Below are 19736 nucleotides of genomic sequence, written 5' to 3'. Positions count from 1 at the left end.
CCTATCCTAGAAAAGTCATCAATTGCTGTTTCATATTTCGTGCATCTTGCGCATCCTTTTGTAGCATTTGTTTCAACTCTGGATCTGTACACGTCTGTGCATACTGCTCCAACTTGTTAATAATTGTTGCGTGTCCACCGATTAAATGACGTAAGTTTTCTACTTCAAGCTCTGTTAAATTTTGCATGGAATACTCCTGCCTTTCTTTGTTCATTCGTCATTAGTATTTGGTTCTTTTTGGATTATATGCATGCATTAACTTTTTCACGTGCATACAAAATAAAAGATGAATAGCTAAGACTATTCATCTTTTATACTGGTTCTGTATTCAATTTTATAGAGATACAATCATACTTATACTCACAAGTAAATTCCACGAAATGTGTAAAATAATACTAGGTATAATAGATTGCGTCTTTTTGTATAACATCGCAAATACAATCCCCATAATTGTTGCCGTAATTAGAAGACCTCCATGAAGAATTCCAAAAATGAAGGAAGAAATAATGATACCAACTAAAAAATTATATTTCTTTTCTAAAAATCGATATAAAATACCTCGAAATAGAATTTCTTCTTTAACCGGTGTAATTATAGCAACACTTAACACATATATAATACTTTGTAGACTATTTTGAAGTCCTAAGCTCCCTAATTGTTTCTGTTGTTCTGCTGCACTTTCAAAACTAAACACATGTAACATTAAATATTGTGATAACGCAATAACCATAAAACCAATTAATAGATATAAATATGTCTTCCCATTCTTCAAAACGGATAAATCCCAAATATATTTAATAAAATGAAGAACTGGTTTATAAGCTAATAAAACGATAGCAACAACAGCTGCATCTAATAAAAGGAAATAGTACCCTTCTAAATTATCACGCAACGCTTCCTCACCATAAATCCCAAAAGCTAAACCAAGGAATAACCCTCCTAGAAGTAAGAATCCTAAAATGATTGCTATCATTACAAATAGATTTTTATATGTTATATTATCTATTTTCCTTTCCACACTATACGCTTCTAACACCGTTTTACTCATACTATTCCTCCATTTGTTTTCATTACCTTAATAAAAATCCTTTAATATAAATATAAGGATAATATAACAAAAATTTCAAAAAGAATAATATGCAATTTTACATATTATGAACGCTTTGTATTCTATAGTTTTAGGAACTATATTGTTATATAATAATTATAAAATAAAATTTTCTTACTTCCACATCATGATCCCCACTTCATACTAAACCTTATGAATAAAAGGAGAGGTAAACATGAAAGCACATGATTTTCTTACTAAGGTGCAAGATAGCTATGACCCTAACCCAAGCCAAGACCCTTTTATATTTATGTTTTTCGGTTTCCTATTAGCGATATACACATACTTAAAACCCACAAAATAATATCATCTAGCAAAAAAGAGCCTCTAAACAATTAAAGGCTCTTTCTAGTTAAATTCCTTTCCGCTTCTTCAATCGCCCGTTGCATTTGCACTAACGGATTTTTAATCATCTTCCCATGCCCTGTCGCTAATATAGACGGCTTATACTCTAGCAATTTCTGAGCGCTTTTTAATGAAACTTCTGCATCCCACGTACCAAACATAGGAAACGGAAAAAGCCACTTCAACTGTCCTGCTACCGCCACTCCTCCTCTCGTTTGAAATGCATCTCCAACAATGAGCGCATCATTTCTCGTGTCTAAAAACGCCATTGATCCCGGTGTATGGCCTGGAGCTGCAATTGCTACAAGTGAACCAATTTGATCTCCCTCTTGAAGAAGGATATCTGGAATCGTCTTTATCCTTTTTGACACACTCACTTTTACTTGCGTGCCTGGTTCTCCGAGTTGCAGTGACAAATCCCCTTCAAGTAAACGAGCATCTCTTTCAGAAATATAGACCGAAACATTCGGCAATTCTTGTTTTATAGCATCAAGCGCTCCTACATGGTCATCATGTGCATGTGTTATAACGATATTCGTAATCGGTTTTCCTAGTTTTCGAGCCGCTTCTAAAATCTTCTTTGCACAAAATGGCAAAGCTGCATCAATTAACGTTAATCCTGTTTCTTCTTCGACAAAGTAACAGTTAATCGGAAATAGACGCGGTAAAAATGCGATTTGATGAACTGTTCCTACTTTTATTAACCTCATCTCCTATCCCTCCATGAAAAAGAGCTGTTTACAAATACATATGTAAAACAACCCTTTTCAAGAATCCATCAATAAAAAAACCAGCAGCCAAACGGCCACTGGTTCCTTTTCATCTATTAAACTGTATAACGCTCATCTTCTAAAATTTTCGCAGCGATTTCACGTTTCTTCGGAATTACGTTAAGTGGCGTGTGGCGAGTTAATTTACGTAATGATGATAACATCATGCGCAGCATGTCGCCGTTTTCAACTGCGATAAGTGTTTCTTTCGCATCTGCTTCGATTTCGTTGAATGCTTCTTGGCAGAATACTTCAGTGTATAACACTTTTTGTTTATTCTTTTCAAGACCAGTTGTTTTAATTGCTTTTTCTGTACGAAGAACAGCTGATTCCATTGCATAAAGGTTGCTTACGATGTCAGCGATATTCACAAGAATTTCTTGCTCTTTATCTAATGCTTTACCGTATTTTTGAGCCGCTAATCCAGCTACCATTAAGCCGATTTTCTTCGCGTTAGTTACTAAATATTTTTGAAGTGCTAATGGCTCATCGCCTACTTCTTCTGGCATCATCATCATTAACTCTTCTTGTAATTTTTGTGCTTTTTGAAGAAGTGGTAATTCACCTTTCATCGCTTTACGTAAGAACGTACCTGGTACGATTAGGCGGTTAATTTCGTTCGTTCCTTCGAAAATACGGTTAATACGAGAATCGCGGTACATTCTTTCAATCTCGTATTCTGCCATAAATCCGTAACCACCGTGAATTTGAACACCTTCATCTACTGTATAGTCTAATACTTCAGAACCGAATACTTTATTTAAAGAGCACTCGATTGCATATTCAGCGATAGAAGCTGCTACTGCTTTACCGTCTTTCACTTCTTCTTCAGATAATGTACTCATGCGGCTTTCGAATAAACCTACTGTACGATATACAGAGCTTTCAGCTGCATATGTTTTCGCTGCCATATTCGCAAGTTTCTCTTGAATTAATGGGAAGCGAGCGATTGGTTGTTTGAACTGTTGACGTTGGTTTGCATATTGTGCTGAAATTTCTACTGCACGTTTCGCAGATCCAACTGTACCAACACCTAATTTATAACGACCGATATTTAAAATGTTGAACGCGATAATATGACCTTTACCGATTTCACCAAGTAAGTTCTCTTTTGGTACTAATGCATCTTCTAAAATTAACGTACGAGTTGAAGAACATTTAATACCCATTTTCTTTTCTTCTGGGCTTGTAGATACGCCAGCATATTCTTTCTCTACGATAAATGCTGAGAAGTGCTCTCCATCGATTTTTGCATATACGATAAATACGTCAGCGAATGCAGAGTTTGTAATCCACTGTTTTTCACCATTTAATACGTAATGTGTACCTTCTGCATTTAAACGTGCAGTTGTTTTTGCACCTAATGCGTCAGATCCTGAACCTGGCTCTGTTAATGCGTATGCAGCTAATTTTTCACCAGTTGCAAGTAATGGTAAATACTTTTTCTTTTGCTCTTCGTTACCGAATAATACGATTGGTAAAGATCCGATACCTACGTGAGCACCGTGAGTGATTGCAAAACCACCAGCGCGAGAGAATTTCTCTGCGATTAACGCTGAGCTTACTTTATCAAGACCAATTCCGCCGTACTCTTCTGGTACGTCAGCGCCTAGTAAACCAAGTTCACCAGCTTCTTTTAAAAGACGAACAGAACGATCAAACTCATGTTGCTCTAAATATTCAAGCTCTGGAAGAACTTCATTTACGATAAAGTCCTCTGTCGTTTTTGCAATCATTTTATGCTCAGATGAAAAATCTTCTGGTGTAAACACTTGATCAATCGTAATCTCATCTACTAAAAAGCTACCGCCTTTAACCGCATTTCCTACTGTTTTTTCCATGAAAATTTCCTCCTTCATATTTTCATGAGCCGCTTCTCTCTTTTGGAAAGAAGCTGGCTCTCAATTTTATTTATAACCCTTTGTTGCTTCCATTCTTTGCTTTAGCGTCGTCTCGTTCTGAGCAAGCCACTTCCACTTTTTATAATCCAGTTCCAGCGGCTAGAATGTTCGGTGGCTTCGCTTCTTCCTGCGAGGCAAAAAGAGCCTCTACGTCTGAAGCTCCATCCCCCTCACATTCTGAGCGAGCCGCTTCCACTTTTTTTATAGTAATTCAAACACTCCCGCTGCTCCCATTCCGCCGCCGATACACATTGTTACGATACCGAATTGTTGGTTGCGACGTTTCATTTCGTGAATAAGAGATAGTGTTAGTTTTGCTCCTGTACAGCCAAGTGGATGTCCAAGTGCAATTGCACCGCCGTTTACGTTTACTTTTTCTTCATCTAAACCAAGTTCACGAATAACTTGGATTGATTGAGAAGCGAATGCTTCATTTAACTCGAATAAGCCGATATCCGATAGTTCTAATCCTGCTAGTTTTAACGCTTTTGGAATTGCAGCGATTGGGCCAATTCCCATTACTTCTGGTGGTACGCCAGCTACTGCAAATGAACGGAATTTCGCAAGTGGCTTCATACCATCACTCACTGCTTTTTCACGATCCATTAATAGTACAGATGCTGCACCGTCACTCATTTGTGAAGAGTTACCAGCCGTTACAGAACCGCGAACGTTAAATGCTGGACGTAATTTACCTAAAATGTCTAGCGTCGTCTCTGCTCTTACACCTTCGTCTTGTGCGAAAATGATTGTTTCTTCTTGCAATTTATTGTTTGATCCAACCGAGCGTAACGTCACATCTACAGATACTGTTTCATCAGCGAAGTTACCAGCAGCTAATGCTTTCGCAGCGCGTTGATGACTTCTTACTGCAAATGCATCTTGCTCTTCACGAGAAATTCCATATTTCACAGCAACTTGCTCTGCTGTATGTCCCATGCCCATATAATATTCTGGAGCCGCTTCTACAAGGCGACTATTCGGACGAACGACGTGTCCCATCATCGGAACTAAGCTCATTGATTCCGCTCCGCCTGATAATACAGCTTCAGAGTGTCCAAGCATAATGCGCTCTGCTCCATAAGCAATACTTTGTAAACCTGAAGAACAGTAACGGTTAATTGTAATAGCTGGAACATCGTAAGAAAGCCCTGCTAATCCGCCGATATTACGAGCCATATTTAAACCTTGCTCTGCTTCTGGCATCGCACAACCGAAAATTAAATCATCGATTGGCCCTTCATAATTCGCACGCTTTAACGTTTCCTTTACTACTAACGCCCCTAGATCGTCAGGACGAACTGTTTTTAATGAACCCCTCTTTGCTTTTCCAATTGGTGTTCTTGCTCCCGCAACAATGACAGCTTCTCTCATGAACGATATCTCCCTTCGTTATTAGTTACGTAATGGCTTTCCTTTTACAAGCATGTGCTGCATTCTTGCTTGTGATTTCATCTCACTTACTAAGCTAATAAATGCTTCACGTTCTACATCTAATAAATACTGCTCATCAACTTTTGTTCCATACGGTACTTTTCCGCCCGCAATGACATATGCAAGTTTCTTCGCAATGTGAAGATCATGTTCAGAAATGTAACCAGATAAATGCATTGCTTCTGCACCAAGTACAAGCGTTGCATATCCTGTTTCACCGACAACTGGTATCTTTTTACGAATCGGTGCTTTATAGCCTGCTTCATATAAAGTAAGTGCTTTTTGTTTCGCATCATATAGTAAGTGGTCACCATTCACACTAATACCGTCTTTATCGCCTAAGAAGTTGTTAGAAACAGCCTCTTGCGCTGATGTAGAAACTTTCGCCATCGCTACGGATTCAAATACTTTATTCGCAACTTTTTGTAAGTCGAATTCTACACCGTTTGCCATTTTGTTTAAGTGTTTAATGTATAGCTCTTTATTACCGCCTCCGCCAGGGATTAAGCCAACACCTACTTCTACTAAGCCCATATACGTTTCGCTAGAAGCTTGAATGCTTGCAGCTGGTAAACAAACTTCTGTACCACCACCAAGTGTCATACCGTATGGAGCTGCTACAACTGGCTTAGAAGAGTACTTAATTTTCGTCATTGCATCTTGGAAGTTTTTCACAACCAACTCAATTTCAAAGTAATTGTCGTCTTGTGCTTCCATTAAGATCATTGCTAGATTCGCACCAACGCAGAAGTTCTTCGATTGGTTCCCGATAACAAGACCTTTATAATTCTTTTCTACTTCATCAACAGCGTAGTTAATCATTTGCGTAATATCCATACCGATTGCATTGCTCTTCGAATGGAATTCTAAGCAAAGGATGCCGTCACCTAAATCAATTAAGCTCGCGCCGCTATTTTTCTTTAATACGCCATTTTTCTCTTTTAATTGTTTAAGAGAAATTGCTTTTTTATTACGCTCGATTAGCTTATATTCACCATTATCGTAATAGTAGCTATCGCCGTTATCATGTTTATAGAAAGCAGTAAAACCTTTCTCTACCATTTCTTTTACCCAAGCTGGTACATTTACGCCGTTTTCTTCCATCTTTTGAATCGATTTTTCAACGCCGATTGCATCCCAAATTTCAAATGGTCCTTGCTCCCAACCGAAGCCCCATTTCATCGCTTGATCGATTGCCACGATATCGTCAGCAATTTCTTTATGAAGCTTTGCAGAGTATAAAAGAGTTGGTGTGATGATATTCCATAACAACTCACCTGCGCGGTCTTTCGCGTATACAAGCGCTTTCAATTTATTCGCTAATCCTTTTTCTTGCTTGCTTAACTCTACGGATGCAGCTTTTAATTTTTTGCGCGCTTCGTATTCCATCGTTTCAGGATTTAATTCTAAAATTTCTTTTCCTTGTTTTAAGAAGAAGCCTTGACCAGTTTTACTTCCAAGCCATTTTTTATCAAGCATGTCATGCATGAAAGCTGGTACTTTAAATACATCTCGCTCTTCTTCTTGTACATTTTCATATACGTTATTTGCAACATGTACAAATGTATCTAAACCGACAACATCTAATGTGCGGAACGTTGCGCTCTTCGGACGACCAATTAATGGACCCGTTACAGAATCAACTTCTCCAATGCTATAGCCGCGCTTAATCATTTCTTGAAGCGTTACAAGCAAGCCGTACGTACCAATGCGGTTTCCAATAAAGTTTGGTGTATCTTTTGCGATAACAACGCCTTTTCCAAGAACGTCTTCGCCAAATAATTTCATGAAGCTTAATACTTGTGGATCAGTTTCTTTCGTCGGTATTACCTCTAGAAGTTTTAAATATCGTGGTGGGTTAAAAAAGTGTGTTCCTAAGAAGTGTTTCTGGAAGTCGTCTGAACGACCTTCTGCCATTTTTTCAACGGAAATGCCTGACGTATTTGAACTAACAATAGAACCTGGTTTACGAACAGCATCTACTCTTTCAAATAATTTCTTTTTAACATCTAAGTTTTCAACTACTACTTCAATAATCCAATCTACATCAGCAAGACGCTCAAGATCATCTTCTAAGTTACCTGCTTCAATCAGTGCTAAATTTCCTTTCACTGTCAGAGGAGCTGGTTTTTGCTTCAATAGTTTTTGCAGTGCCGTATTACTAAAACGATTTCTCACACTTTTATGTTCTAATGTAAGTCCCTTCGCTTCTTCTTCTTTCGTAAGCGCAGGTGGTACAATATCAAGCAATAATGTCGGAATACCAATATTAGCTAAGTGTGCCGCAATTCCTGAACCCATTACGCCTGAACCTAGAACAGCAGCCTTTTTAATTTGGAACATCCAATTCTCCCCCTATTCTTGAATGAATGCTCATTCAATTTTTCGACATAAGTCGCAATCAATGAGTGAGCCTCTACTTATAAATATATGATACTGTTTAAATTTTCGCAATATATTTATTGATAAAATTTTCTGAAATAAATATTTTTCTTTTATTTGCCCATGCTATATATGTGTATTTTCTTCACTAAAATGCACTTTTCCTTTTTATAATCTGACGAAACTGGAGGAATATATATGGCAAAACTTAAGAAGAACCCCTCAAAAGCTGGAATTAGTGCAGCGAGTGTAACCGGAAATGCAGGTCCGCATAACCACGGTGTGGAAAAAGGACGTCAAGGTAATAACCAACAATATAAGAAGCATAATATGGGCGAAAAATAACGCTATATTTTTGGGCAGAGAACGTGGCATAATGATTAATGGCTGCTTTTTCTGCCCAATTTATTTGTACATATGGAAAACAAAAGAGGGAACGATGATGAAACGAACAATAGTTATGATTGTAATGATTGCTACACTATTTACAGGGATGATTTTCTTCTCTTATGCACAAAGACAACAAACTGTAAGAGCTGATCAGCCTAGTATTAAGGGGCAATACGGAATTACAATCGATGCAGACACAGGTGAAATTTTGTATGGAAAACGCGAAGATGAACGCTCTTATCCGGCTAGTATAGCCAAAATGATGACAACCCTTCTCTTACTAGAGAATGTAAAAGAAGATGAAGAAATTACAGTTACAGAAAACGCAATAAAAACAGAAAGTCAAAGTAAAAAAATTAAGCTGCGTGCTGGGGAAAAATTAAAACGCGATGAGGCATTAAAACTTATGCTTATCATTAGTGCAGACCCAATCTCTGAGTCAGTTGCAGAACATATCGCAGGATCAAAAAATGAGTTTGTGAAAATGATGAATGCTAGAGCGAAGGAACTTGGTACAAAACATGCAACTTTCAAAAACGCAAGTGGTGCTGATGCACTTGGAAATAAAGTATCACCATATGACATTGCCATTATTACGAAAGAAGCATTAAAATACCCAATTGTTTTACAATATATGAATTCAGTACATACAACTCTATATACTTCCGAACGCTCTCCAAAAATCGCAAACTATGGACGAGAAGAACTATATGACGATCCATATGCGATTGGAAGTAAAAGCGGTCTATCGGCACTCGGAAAATATACGGTCGTAACTGTTGATGAGAAAGACGGTAAACGCGTCATTAACGTCGTATTATCTTCTACTCGCGCGCAACTATATCCTGATACGAAGAAAATGGCACATTACGCATTTAAGCAATTAAAATAACCAAGGAGTATTTTCTCCTTGGTTATTTTTTAACCATACCTTTTAATACGAACGCAACGTTCGCTGGACGCTCTGCTAGACGGCGCATGAAATAGCCATACCAGTCGTTTCCATAAGGTACATAAACACGCATCTTGTAGCCTTCTTTTACAAGCTCGAGTTGACGCTCATTACGAATACCATATAACATTTGGAATTCAAATTGATCCCTTGGAATATTGTGTTCTTCGGCAAGTTTTTTCGTATATTCAATAATTGCTTCGTCATGTGAAGCAATTGCAGTATAATTTCCATTTAATAAGTGCATTTTAATAATTTTTTTATAATTGTCATCTACATCTTTCTTGTCCGGGAACGCTACTTCTTCAGGTTCCTTATAAGCCCCTTTTACAAGACGTAAATTAGGATTATAAGCATTTAAATCTTCCATATCTTTTTCTGTACGATACAGGTAAGCTTGAATAACAGTACCAATATTATCGTATTCAGATTTTAATTGTTTAAAGATATCAATTGTCTTCCCGCAACGCGTATAATCTTCCATATCAATTGTAACAAACACACCGTTTTCTTTTGCAGCTTCTAAAATACGGCGCATATTGTTCATTACGATTTCATCTGAGATATCTAATCCCATAGAAGTCATTTTTAAAGAAAGCTGTGAATCAAGTCCTTCTTTTCCAATTGCACGAATCGCTTCAATCGATTGGTTAGCCATTTCATTTGCTTCCGCCTCATTATCAACGAATTCACCTAAATAATCGATTGTTACACAAAGGCCTTGCTTGTTCAATTGTTTAATAGCTGCTGTCGCTAATTCGATTGTCTCCCCTGCGACAAAACGACCTGCTCCAAAGCGTAAACCGTACTTTTTAGCTAACTTTGTTAGCGCTTTATTTTTTGACAAGAAAAGAAACGAATTTCGCATTAATTGTTCCATGTAATTCACCCCTATGACTGTACTTTATCTGTTTTTTACCCCTCTTCAAAATTATATCATTCTTTAAAATTATTTGATACAAATAATTATTTAGATAATTTATAAAATACTATAAAAACATTTAAAACCTCATATTCTCGCTTGTAAATATAAAAGGAATATTTTTCGACATTTAGAAAAAACGGGTTTACTAGGCCTCAAATAGACATGTTGAAAATATTCGACACACCTATAAAACCCTTTATATTCCATCCAAATTATATGAGGATATTAATAAAGTGAAACTTTAATTAGAGCCCCCTCTGATTATTAGCCCTCATCAATTGGACTTTTACGAGATAAAAAAAGCTTAAGGTGAAATTCACCTCAAGCTCTTTTATTTTTCATTTCGCTTCTCTTCATTTATCTTTTTTATATCTGAAATTAACTGTACCATTTCTTCTTTCGCATCGGGATACGTCTCGTTCCAATGCTTCACTAAAGCTGGCATCGTCTTTGCAATGTAAGAATAAAGTGCCCACTTCTGCACCTGTTCTTTTCTTTCTTCATTGCTCTCTCCCAGTAATAGTTCCGTGTACTTCTCTAGCAACCCATCAAATTGCTCATTAAACTTTTCACTCACCTTATTTACCTCCTATATGAAAAAAGCAGCGATCATCGCTGCTTTTTCTTATAATTTTGATCGAACAGAGTTTAATTTCTTCTCCATTGTGCTTACTTTATCACGGCGATCATCGATACGAATTGTTGTTGCAACGCGTTGTGCACCTTTCGTATAGGGAACTTCATGCATTTGTTGAATTACTTCTAGAATGACAGGAAGATCTCCTTCAATAACTGTATTCATCGGTGTTAATTGATACTTCACGCGATCTGCATTTTTCTCTAGCACCTTTTGTACTTCTGCTACATATTCACTAACACTTGGATTACCTGTTCCTACTGGAATAATCGAAACGTCAACAATTGCCATAGTAGTTTTCCTCCTATAATTGCTTCTTATATATCCATTGTCTATTTTACCGAAATCCTCATCATTTTACTAATATGTTACTCTTCCACTTTAAACTGCTCGACTAATCTTTCTAAATCTCTCATATGCTCTGTCAAGCTTTCCATCGTATGAGCTACCTTTTCTAAATGATTCACTTGCGATTCAGTTGCAGCATTTACCTCTTCAGATACAGCTGCACTTTCTTGACTCGTACTAGCAATTGTATGCATTACCTCTGTAATTTCACCTTGCTCGTGACCTATATTGTTTACTTCTTCTACAATTTTTTCAACTGAGATACTAATCGTATTTACAACCGACATAATTGTACGGAATTCCGCCTCTGCCTCTGTCGTCACTTTATTTTGTATATCAGCAATATCTTTCAATTTACTTACGACCTCTACAACTCGTTTTACTTCTAATTGGACATCGCCAATCATTGTTGCGATTTCTCCTGTTGCCTCTTTTGATTGTTCCGCTAACTTTCGAACTTCTTCAGCCACAACTGCAAATCCCTTACCTTGCTCACCTGCACGTGCTGCTTCAATCGAAGCGTTTAAAGCAAGTAAGTTCGTTTGATCCGAAATACCTTTTATAAGCTCTACAACATTTTGAATCGATCCGACTTTTTGCTCTAACTTACCAGATGCTTCCTCTGTATGAACAACAATCGAAGATGACTCTCCTCTTGTACGAACTAAATTCTGCATCGTATTTAACCCTTGCTTAGATGCCTTTTCCGCTTTACCAGCCACTCCTTCTATTTCACCAACGGAGCTATTCATTTCTTCCACTGACTGCGCCATGTTCTCAAGCTGAGCTGAAACTTCATCTACACTATTGGCAAGAGTAGAAGCTCCCCCGCTCACATCATCCATTGCACCTGACACTTCTCTACTAGCGGCCACCGTTTCATTCGTTAAATAATGGAGATTATTCGTTGATTGCTGCACTGTTAATACACTATTTTTAATTTTACTTACCATTTCATTCATTTGCCCAACCATATGATTAAAATGGTTCGTCAGCTCTCCAACCTCATCTTTACTTGTCACTTTCATTTGCAGTGTTAAATCACCTCCTGCTACTTTTTGAACGTGATTCGTTAATAATTGCAGTGGTCTTGCTAATCTTCTTGAGAATAAATAAGAAGCTACTATTCCAACTAATAAACTAATACATCCCATTATAATGACTGTATTTCTCATACTACTTAACAATCCATCAATCGTTTGTTTCGGATAAAAAATTCCTATCTTCCATTTCATCGCATCAAATAACTGACTATAAACAACTACATCTTCACCTTTTAATGTAGTTTCAGCATATTTTGTGACATCTTTATTTAAACTCTTCAGCAATGGCTCTTTAGAAATATCTTTCCCTATCTTTTCTGGGTAAACAAGAGCTATATTTTTATCATTTATAATAAACATTTCTCCATCATTATTGTATTGAATATTATGAAGTAACTTCTGAATTGTTCCGAGCGATACATCCATCGCAACAACGCCTAATACAGAACCATCTTCAGACGTAATAGCTTTAGAAACCCCTACACTTAACTTTCCTGTCGCGATTTCATATGAAGGTTGTCCCCAATGAACCTTTTTCACATCAGCCTCTGAATCTTTATACCACGGTCTTGTCGTTGGATCATATCCTTCCGGCACTTTTCCACCTTCAGCAAGATTGGCACTTAATGTTTTTTTATCTTTCGTACCAATATATAAATCTAAAATACCAGGATGGTTCTTTTTATACTCCGCAAACTCTTTCGTTAAAAATGCTTCCTCTTCTGGAGTAACTCCATCTTGAATCATATTACGAATCATCTCACTGTTCGCATAATACCCCATATCTTCATCAGTTCTTTGAACAAATGTCGTAAGTTGCTCTGTCACAAGATCCATCGTATTTTGAGAATACTGGTCTAAGGAACTTACTTCTTTCTCTTTCTGTAATTGATACATAGCTGTACCCAATACTACGAACATCATAGAAATAAGTACTGAAAATACTACCGCAATTTTTAAACGTAAACTTCTTAACATCTTCCCCCAAGCATCCCCTTCGTATTAAATTAAAATCTTATTAATCATTATATTAAGTATAATAGATAAAATTAAAAAATTGAAATTAATTCTCACCTTAATACAATTAGAAAACGGACTACCACTTGTGCAAAAACAAATAGTTCATTATCCTTAAAATATAATCTCATTCGTTCGGAGGGAACTATGTTACAAAAATTCGGTTTCTCACAATATGAAAGCCAAGCTTATGAAGTTGTCGTATCAAGCAATGAACCGTTAGATGCTACAACAATTGTGAAGCACTCTGGTGTTCCAAAAGCAAAAATATATGAAGTGCTAGCACGCCTGATAGATAAAGGAATGGTAATGGATTCTGTTTCAGAAAAGAAAAAGTTGTATACAGCATTACCACTAAAACTAGCAATTGAAAAATTAACGACAGAATTCCAAGCAAATATTCAAGACTTAGAAACGAATATATCAAAAAAATCATTTACGGATGACCGTGTGTGGAGCTTAAAGATGCAATCTTCTATTCGAGTTCAAAGTAAAGAGCTCATTGAAAGTGCAAAAGAATCGATTCGTATTTCAGCTTGGAATGACACTCTTTCAGAATACCTTCCTTTACTAGAACAAAAAGCAAAACAAGGCGTCCAAATTGAGTCCCTTATAGTTGGAAAAGTAGAAACAGATTTAGAAAACATGCATTTTCTAATCCCAGCTGAAGAACCTAATGCATTAGAGCGCTACTTACTACTCATCGTTGACGACCGTGAAATTTTATTTGCTGGTGTAGAACAAGAGTCATGGCAAGCAATGAAAACAATGTCACAACCTTTCGTGAAGTTCTTTACAGAATTCTTCTATCATGACGTTGCACTTGCGAAAATTACCCAGAAACACCATGATCTCTTTATGGAAGATGAGGAAATTAAAAGTTTGTTGATGAAATTAAGATACTAATTAAATAATAAAAAGGAGTCTAGTTTTTCACTTAGACTCCTTTTCATTTTGTTCCTTTATATCCATCAACAGCTCAATGATTTTCTCATTTTGCTCCACTTGTTTCTCTGAATTTTGATAAATGAAACGAACCCATCTAAAGAGAAAAATTACAAGAAAGAATGGTATGATCGTAAATAAAAAACCAATGATTGAAAAACTTGAATACATATACTATCACCTCGCTATATATACCTTCTTCATTTTCCTACTAACTCCTTCCATTTTTTACAAATAAAAAAAGAACCTATCAAACGATAGATTCTTCTTTCACAAACTGAGTAGAACGCCCTCTCGTAATCGAGAATATTGCACAAAGCAGTGCTAATATAATAAAGCCACCGCCTACCCAAGCGTTATATATAACAGATGATTTTTCAATAACAACTCCGCCTACTGTTGAACCGAGCGCAATTCCTAAGTGAAGGGCAGAGTTATTTAAACTTTGCTGAATACCAGCTGATTCTGGTGCAATTTCAATTAAGTAATTTTGTTGTGCTGGTGAAATAGCCCAGCTCAGCATACTCCAAAGTCCCATCATAATAATGAAGAGCGGGAATGAAAATGTCATCATTGGCAACATAAAGATTGCACATGCAAATACGATAATGATGGAAATAGTACTTTTCTTCGATCCCCATTTATCAGCAAGCAAGCCCCCAAGGCCGCCTCCAAGTACCGCTGCAATTCCGAAAATGAAGTAAAACACACTAATCCAGTTCGCTTCCACATGCATCACATCTTTTAAAAATGGTGTTAAGTATGCATACAGTGTTAAATGACCTGTTAAAAATAAAAATGATGTTAACTGTGCACTCACAATTTTTTTATCTTTCAACGTAGCAATTTGTTCTCTTATTGATAACACCGATGTCGGCGGTACTTTCGTTAAGAATAATGAAATACAAGCGATTGCCATAACTGTTAATATCGAAATTAATACAAATGGCGCACGCCATCCGTATGCATTTCCGAGTACAAGACCAAGTGGTACTCCAAGTACGAGCGATCCGCTAATCCCCATAAAAATGATCCCAATTGCACGCGCACGAAAATGCGGTTCTACAACACTAGAAGCAAGTGTTACAGATAGTGCAATAATTAATGAACCACTCGCCGCACAAATGACCCTTGAGAACATTAACATTTCGTAATTCACACTAAATGCTGAAATAATATTTCCAATTAAGAAAATCGATAATGCCCCAATGTATAATGTTTTTCTTTCAAACTTTCCTGTTACCGCTAATAAAACTGGACCTGATAAAGCAAATACTACTGAAAATATTGTTATAAGCTGACCAGCTGCGCTAATAGATACTCCTAAATCATTGGCAACTAAATCGAGCGTTCCTCCTATAATTAGCTCAACCGTTCCGACTACGAAAGCCGCAATAGCTAAAATATATACACGAAAATTCAAGTCTTTCCCCACGCTTTCTATTTTGGTTACTACTATTATAGTAACCAAAATAGAAACTGTAAGCAAGTACAATTTTTTTACAATAAAAAAGGTAGGCGCATTATACACCTACCCCTCCATCATTCAGTTTCTTTCTTCTTATTTAAATACCAATACACCGGAAGTCCCGTAAAGACAATTCCAATTGATAAGAAACAACTTACCGGATCATTGATAATTGCACTACCGATTACAAAGAACGAACCTAAAATCGCTACGATTGGTACGATTGGGAATAAAGGTACACTATATGCACGCTCTTTATTCTTATTACGTTTTCTTAAAATGAAGACACCAATAAACGTCATTACATAGAAAATATAAATAATGAATACGGAAATCTCAGATAGCTTATTCGGATCACTAATAATCATTAAAATAATTCCTAAAATGATTTCAACAGTAATCGCATTTGCTGGTGTTTTAAATCTTGGACTTTCCTTTGCAATAAACTTAGCAAATGGAAGTTGTCCACGCTCTGCCATCGACATCGGGATACGTGGGAACGTTAAAATCTTTCCATTTAAACAACCGAAAATAGAAACGATAATACCGATACTAATAATTTTTCCGCCATATTCTCCAAGTAGCATGCCTGCAGCTGTCGCTGTTGCATTTTCTCCAAGGTCTACAATTTGTGTTGCTGGTAATACATTCAGTAACGCCAAGTTAATTAATACGTAAGCAGCAGTTACAATTAAAATACCAACTGTCATTGCCTTCGGTAATAACTTTGTTGGATTCTTCATTTCCCCGCCGATGGAAGCGAGTAAAATCCAACCATCATAAGCAAATAAAGTTGCTAAAATTGCCATACCTATACTTTGATTTTCTGATATCGGCACTACTACGTTAAAAATATCACTATTCCCTTTCCAAAAGCCTAATACAACAATTAAAATAATCGGAATCATCTTCCCTATTGTCGTAACCGTTTGGACGATACCTCCATATTTTGTCCCCATACTATTTACAACGCCTAGGAACACAACGGTACCAATTGCGATTGGTAAATTCCATACTTTATCTAAATAGAAAAAATTGATCATTAAAGAACTAAAATACAACCCTAACGTTCCAATAATAGCTGGGCCATACACAATCGTTTGCATCCAGCCTGATAAATACCCCCAAAAACTTCCGTAAATCTCCTCTAAATACGTATACAACCCACCATTTTTCGGGATTTGCGCTCCAATTTCAGCTACTGTTAAACCACTTGCTAGTGTCAACAGACCACCAATTACCCAAGCAAGAATAGCCATATTAGAACTCCCTGAGTAATCTAATACGCTCCCTGGTTTCATAAACACACCAGATCCAATGATAGTCCCTACTACGATAGAAAGCGCTACTGTTAAACCAATTTTGTTTTTCTCATCATGATGCATGCTGCGTATCCTCCTTCCAATCCTAGTGTGATGCAAAAATGAAATAAAAAAACACTCCTCCCTAAAAAAGGGACGAGTGTTATATTCGTGGTTCCACCCTTGTTTCAATTCGCAAAGTGACATACTTCACCAATTTCTCAAGTCTAAATAACGGTTTTTGCCGGCAAGCAATTACTAGGTATCCGTTCACTGCTGCAGTTCAGAGGTGGTAATCTATTTTCCCGTACTAGGAAGCTCACAGCCAAAGGCTTCCCTCTCTGAGAATCGTAAAAAATTGATCATGTCCTCATCATCACTTCTTGATGTCGAATTTTGTAGTTATTGTTCATTATATTGAATTGTTAGAAAAAATCAATATATTTTTTATATAACATAAGAAATATTTCTCTTCTTATATTATAACAGAAGCTATTTATTTTCTCTAATTGCCTCATATCTTTGAAACAGTGTAGCGATAAAAAATTATATGAACGATTTCCCAACAAAAAAACGACAATAAGTAAGAGGAGGCTTTCCAAAGAAAACCTCCTCACATATGTACCTTCCGGTTGCCCACACGAAAGATACATAACTCAATTATTTATCTTCTTTTTTCATAAAAAATTTATGATGTGGAAGATTCACATTTAATTCCTCTAATTGTTTCTTTTCATTTTCTAGAACTGCTTTTGCTTTTGCCTTTGTTGCTTCATCTAATCCCGCGAAGATGTCTTCATGCTTCTCTTTCTCTGGAAGTTTCACGCCTAACTTTGTTAATTCTTCTTTTGCTTGTTCACGTGTTAATTTTCCGGATTTCTCTTGCTCTAAAATCGATTTCGCTTTTGCTTTCGCCTGATCATCTAATCCTGCAAACATATCCTTATGTTTACCCTTCTCTGGCAATTTCACGCCTAGCTTTGTTAATTCCTCTTTTGCTTGTTCACGTGTTAATTTTCCGGATTTCTCTTGCTCTAAAATTGACTTTGCTTTTTCTTTCGCCTGATCATCTAATCCTGCAAACATATCCTTGTGTTTACCCTTCTCCGGCAATTTCACACCTAGCTTTGTTAATTCTTCTTGCGCTTGTTCATGTGTTAACTTCCCAGATTTCTCTTGCTCTAAAATTGATTTTGCTTTTTCTTTCGTTTGATCATCTAATCCCGCAAGCATATCTTTACGTTTTTCTTTCTCTGGAAGCTTTACACCTAGCTCCTCTAATTGTTTCTTTGTATCGTCCATAATTGTTTTCACTTTTTGTTTTGTAGCGTCATCTAAATCTTTCTTCACCGTTTTTGTAGGCTGATCCGCTGCTGGAGTATTCGTTGCCGCAAATGCTGGTACACCCACTCCTCCTATAATTCCAAATGATAAAGCACCTGCAATTGCTAAATACCCAACTGTTTTCTTCTTCATAGGAAATTTCCTCCTTCATATTTCTAAAGCATGTACACTTTCGTATACAATGCCTATAGTAATATTGGTTTCTTAAAATTCCCTTAACGACTTAACAAAAAAGACACCGCTCATCACGAGCGGCGTTGTTCTAAGCTTTTTGTAATTGTAATTCTTCACGTTCCATTATTTTTCTTAATACAATTGTTTGTGTCATTGTAAATAGGTTACCTGTAATCCAATACAGTACAAGACCTGATGGCGCCGCAAATCCCATAAATAGAATCATTGCTGGCATCATAATTTGCTGCATTTTTAGCATTTGTACTTGTTCTCCAGGTGTGATATTAGATTGGAAAACTTTCATCTGAATAAATGTCGTTAACGCTGCAATAATCGGTAATATATGATATGGATCTGCATGTCCTAAGTTCACCCATAAAAATGAAGATGTGCGAATCTCTTCTGTTCGGCTAATCGCATAATACAAAGCAGAGAAAATCGGCATTTGTATAAAAATTGGCCAACAACCAGCAAGTGGATTCCAACCGCCTGATTTCATTAGTTCTGACATTTCTTTTTGATACTGCTTTTGTTTTTCAAGATCTTTGCTTACATCACCGTATTTTTTCTTTAGCTTCTGCAATTCAGGTTGCATTTTTTTCATTTTCGCTTGGCTACGGTATTGTGAAACAGCTAATGGAATCATTGCTGAACGAATAACGAGCGTCATGATAATGATCGCAATCCCGAAGCTAGCTCCAGGTATATGATGAGCAACAAATTGAATCATAAACGAGATTGGATATACAAAGTAATGATCCCAAATCCCAGTACTATGTGCATCAATTGGGGCCGCATTACTGCAACCAGATAAAACAAAAACAAGTAATAATGATAAACTAACGAGCACAGCTCGATATGATTTTAACATGTTCATTCCTCCAATGTTTCGTAATTATTTAGCGAAACATTGGTGTATACGGACCGACCTCGTCATTCTCTTCACTTGATTCTTGTCTGCGAACAGAACGAATCATTCCATATTTATAAAAAATAGAAAATAGCGTTACATTTCCTGCACTATCTTCACATGTATCAACTAACGCAAAAGCTCTTTGTTTACCGCTCGATGCTTGCTGACGCACAAAGCGAGAAACATTGGCAAGGAAGAAAACTTCTAATAAACAAAGCGCCGTTGTTACAAACGATATATATAGAATTGCATCCTGCAATAAAAATTCCATCGCTTCACATCCTTAATAAGCTCATTTTAGCACATCGGGCAAATATTCTCTATTTCCTTTTATTTTCA

General features: G+C 36.7%; 20 protein-coding genes, 1 pseudogene and 1 other annotated feature. Of the genes and pseudogenes, 4 read left to right on the top strand and 17 right to left on the bottom strand.

The genetic code is table 11. The annotated features are described in order from the left end of the window. Position 1: 1 nt before the first annotated feature. Positions 2-187 carry a hypothetical protein gene (locus ACS2MN_RS20925; protein WP_346994803.1) on the bottom strand — a complete coding sequence of 62 codons (186 nt, stop codon included), beginning with the start codon at positions 185-187 and terminating at the stop codon, positions 2-4. Between the two features lie 147 nt (positions 188-334). Next, on the bottom strand, positions 335-1048 hold the full coding sequence (locus ACS2MN_RS20920) for a CPBP family intramembrane glutamic endopeptidase (protein ID WP_000048027.1): 714 nt from the start codon (positions 1046-1048) through the stop codon (positions 335-337). Between the two features lie 235 nt (positions 1049-1283). Here ACS2MN_RS20920 and ACS2MN_RS20915 point away from each other — a divergent pair, with 235 nt between their 5' ends. After that, a complete protein-coding gene (locus ACS2MN_RS20915) occupies positions 1284-1412 on the top strand; it encodes a hypothetical protein (protein ID WP_000643597.1) in 129 nt (42 codons plus the stop codon). Positions 1413-1443: 31 nt separating this feature from the next. Here the strand turns inward: ACS2MN_RS20915 and ACS2MN_RS20910 are convergent, their stop codons facing one another. The 4 genes from ACS2MN_RS20910 to ACS2MN_RS20895 form a co-directional block, all read right to left on the bottom strand. Continuing rightward, entirely contained in the window at positions 1444-2163 is a 720-nt protein-coding gene (locus tag ACS2MN_RS20910) for an MBL fold metallo-hydrolase (protein ID WP_001236901.1), read from the bottom strand. Between the two features lie 116 nt (positions 2164-2279). Beyond that, positions 2280-4064, bottom strand: coding sequence for an acyl-CoA dehydrogenase family protein (locus tag ACS2MN_RS20905; RefSeq protein ID WP_000416287.1), 1785 nt, complete (start codon positions 4062-4064; stop codon positions 2280-2282). Positions 4065-4325: 261 nt separating this feature from the next. Then, positions 4326-5498 (bottom strand): acetyl-CoA C-acetyltransferase, encoded by a 1173-nt coding sequence (locus ACS2MN_RS20900; RefSeq protein ID WP_001206332.1) that lies wholly within the window; start codon positions 5496-5498, stop codon positions 4326-4328. A gap of 21 nt (positions 5499-5519) precedes the next feature. Beyond that, positions 5520-7901: a 3-hydroxyacyl-CoA dehydrogenase/enoyl-CoA hydratase family protein gene (locus ACS2MN_RS20895; protein WP_000486354.1), complete on the bottom strand. Its 2382-nt coding sequence runs from the start codon at positions 7899-7901 to the stop codon at positions 5520-5522. 237 nt (positions 7902-8138) lie between these two features. Here ACS2MN_RS20895 and ACS2MN_RS20890 point away from each other — a divergent pair, with 237 nt between their 5' ends. Both ACS2MN_RS20890 and ACS2MN_RS20885 read left to right on the top strand, forming a co-directional pair. Then, positions 8139-8285 (top strand): YuzL family protein, encoded by a 147-nt coding sequence (locus tag ACS2MN_RS20890; RefSeq protein WP_001096344.1) that lies wholly within the window; start codon positions 8139-8141, stop codon positions 8283-8285. Between the two features lie 97 nt (positions 8286-8382). Next, positions 8383-9222: a D-alanyl-D-alanine carboxypeptidase family protein gene (locus ACS2MN_RS20885; protein ID WP_000831486.1), complete on the top strand. Its 840-nt coding sequence runs from the start codon at positions 8383-8385 to the stop codon at positions 9220-9222. Between the two features lie 22 nt (positions 9223-9244). Here ACS2MN_RS20885 and ACS2MN_RS20880 read toward each other — a convergent pair whose 3' ends face one another. The 5 genes and pseudogenes from ACS2MN_RS20880 to ACS2MN_RS20860 all read right to left on the bottom strand — a co-directional run. Beyond that, the gene (locus tag ACS2MN_RS20880; RefSeq protein ID WP_000436768.1) at positions 9245-10162 is read right to left on the bottom strand and encodes a proline dehydrogenase family protein; all 918 of its coding nucleotides are present in this window, start codon (positions 10160-10162) and stop codon (positions 9245-9247) included. A 376-nt stretch (positions 10163-10538) separates the two neighbouring features. Then, positions 10539-10784 (bottom strand): YusU family protein, encoded by a 246-nt coding sequence (locus ACS2MN_RS20875; protein WP_001290590.1) that lies wholly within the window; start codon positions 10782-10784, stop codon positions 10539-10541. Between the two features lie 48 nt (positions 10785-10832). Next, positions 10833-11135: an MTH1187 family thiamine-binding protein gene (locus ACS2MN_RS20870; protein WP_001018862.1), complete on the bottom strand. Its 303-nt coding sequence runs from the start codon at positions 11133-11135 to the stop codon at positions 10833-10835. A 77-nt stretch (positions 11136-11212) separates the two neighbouring features. Continuing rightward, positions 11213-12037: a methyl-accepting chemotaxis protein gene (locus tag ACS2MN_RS20865; RefSeq protein WP_430384461.1), complete on the bottom strand. Its 825-nt coding sequence runs from the start codon at positions 12035-12037 to the stop codon at positions 11213-11215. A 126-nt stretch (positions 12038-12163) separates the two neighbouring features. Then, a pseudogene (locus ACS2MN_RS20860) lies at positions 12164-13132 on the bottom strand (HAMP domain-containing protein); the annotation flags it as partial. Positions 13133-13399: 267 nt separating this feature from the next. Here ACS2MN_RS20860 and ACS2MN_RS20855 point away from each other — a divergent pair. Next, positions 13400-14158 (top strand): TrmB family transcriptional regulator, encoded by a 759-nt coding sequence (locus ACS2MN_RS20855; protein WP_000939466.1) that lies wholly within the window; start codon positions 13400-13402, stop codon positions 14156-14158. A gap of 27 nt (positions 14159-14185) precedes the next feature. Here the strand turns inward: ACS2MN_RS20855 and ACS2MN_RS20850 are convergent, their stop codons facing one another. The 6 genes from ACS2MN_RS20850 to ACS2MN_RS20825 form a co-directional block, all read right to left on the bottom strand. Next, positions 14186-14368, bottom strand: a complete 183-nt coding sequence (locus ACS2MN_RS20850; protein ID WP_000287384.1) for a hypothetical protein — start codon at positions 14366-14368, stop codon at positions 14186-14188. A gap of 79 nt (positions 14369-14447) precedes the next feature. Further along, positions 14448-15632 (bottom strand): MFS transporter, encoded by a 1185-nt coding sequence (locus tag ACS2MN_RS20845; protein WP_346994808.1) that lies wholly within the window; start codon positions 15630-15632, stop codon positions 14448-14450. A 107-nt stretch (positions 15633-15739) separates the two neighbouring features. After that, entirely contained in the window at positions 15740-17050 is a 1311-nt protein-coding gene (locus ACS2MN_RS20840) for an APC family permease (RefSeq protein ID WP_000546326.1), read from the bottom strand. A gap of 65 nt (positions 17051-17115) precedes the next feature. Then, positions 17116-17352 (bottom strand) — a binding site (T-box leader). A 274-nt stretch (positions 17353-17626) separates the two neighbouring features. Then, the gene (locus ACS2MN_RS20835) at positions 17627-18442 is read right to left on the bottom strand and encodes a hypothetical protein (RefSeq protein WP_098805088.1); all 816 of its coding nucleotides are present in this window, start codon (positions 18440-18442) and stop codon (positions 17627-17629) included. A 130-nt stretch (positions 18443-18572) separates the two neighbouring features. Continuing rightward, positions 18573-19355, bottom strand: coding sequence for a membrane protein insertase YidC (gene yidC / locus ACS2MN_RS20830; RefSeq protein WP_000920530.1), 783 nt, complete (start codon positions 19353-19355; stop codon positions 18573-18575). Positions 19356-19383: 28 nt separating this feature from the next. Next, the gene (locus ACS2MN_RS20825; protein WP_000394928.1) at positions 19384-19668 is read right to left on the bottom strand and encodes a hypothetical protein; all 285 of its coding nucleotides are present in this window, start codon (positions 19666-19668) and stop codon (positions 19384-19386) included. Positions 19669-19736: the final 68 nt, after the last annotated feature.

Source organism: Bacillus cereus group sp. BceL062 (genome assembly GCF_051780025.1).
Classification (GTDB): domain Bacteria; phylum Bacillota; class Bacilli; order Bacillales; family Bacillaceae_G; genus Bacillus_A; species Bacillus_A toyonensis.
The sequence above is the reverse complement of the archived record's forward strand: the minus strand, read 5'-3'. Positions and strand labels throughout refer to the sequence as shown.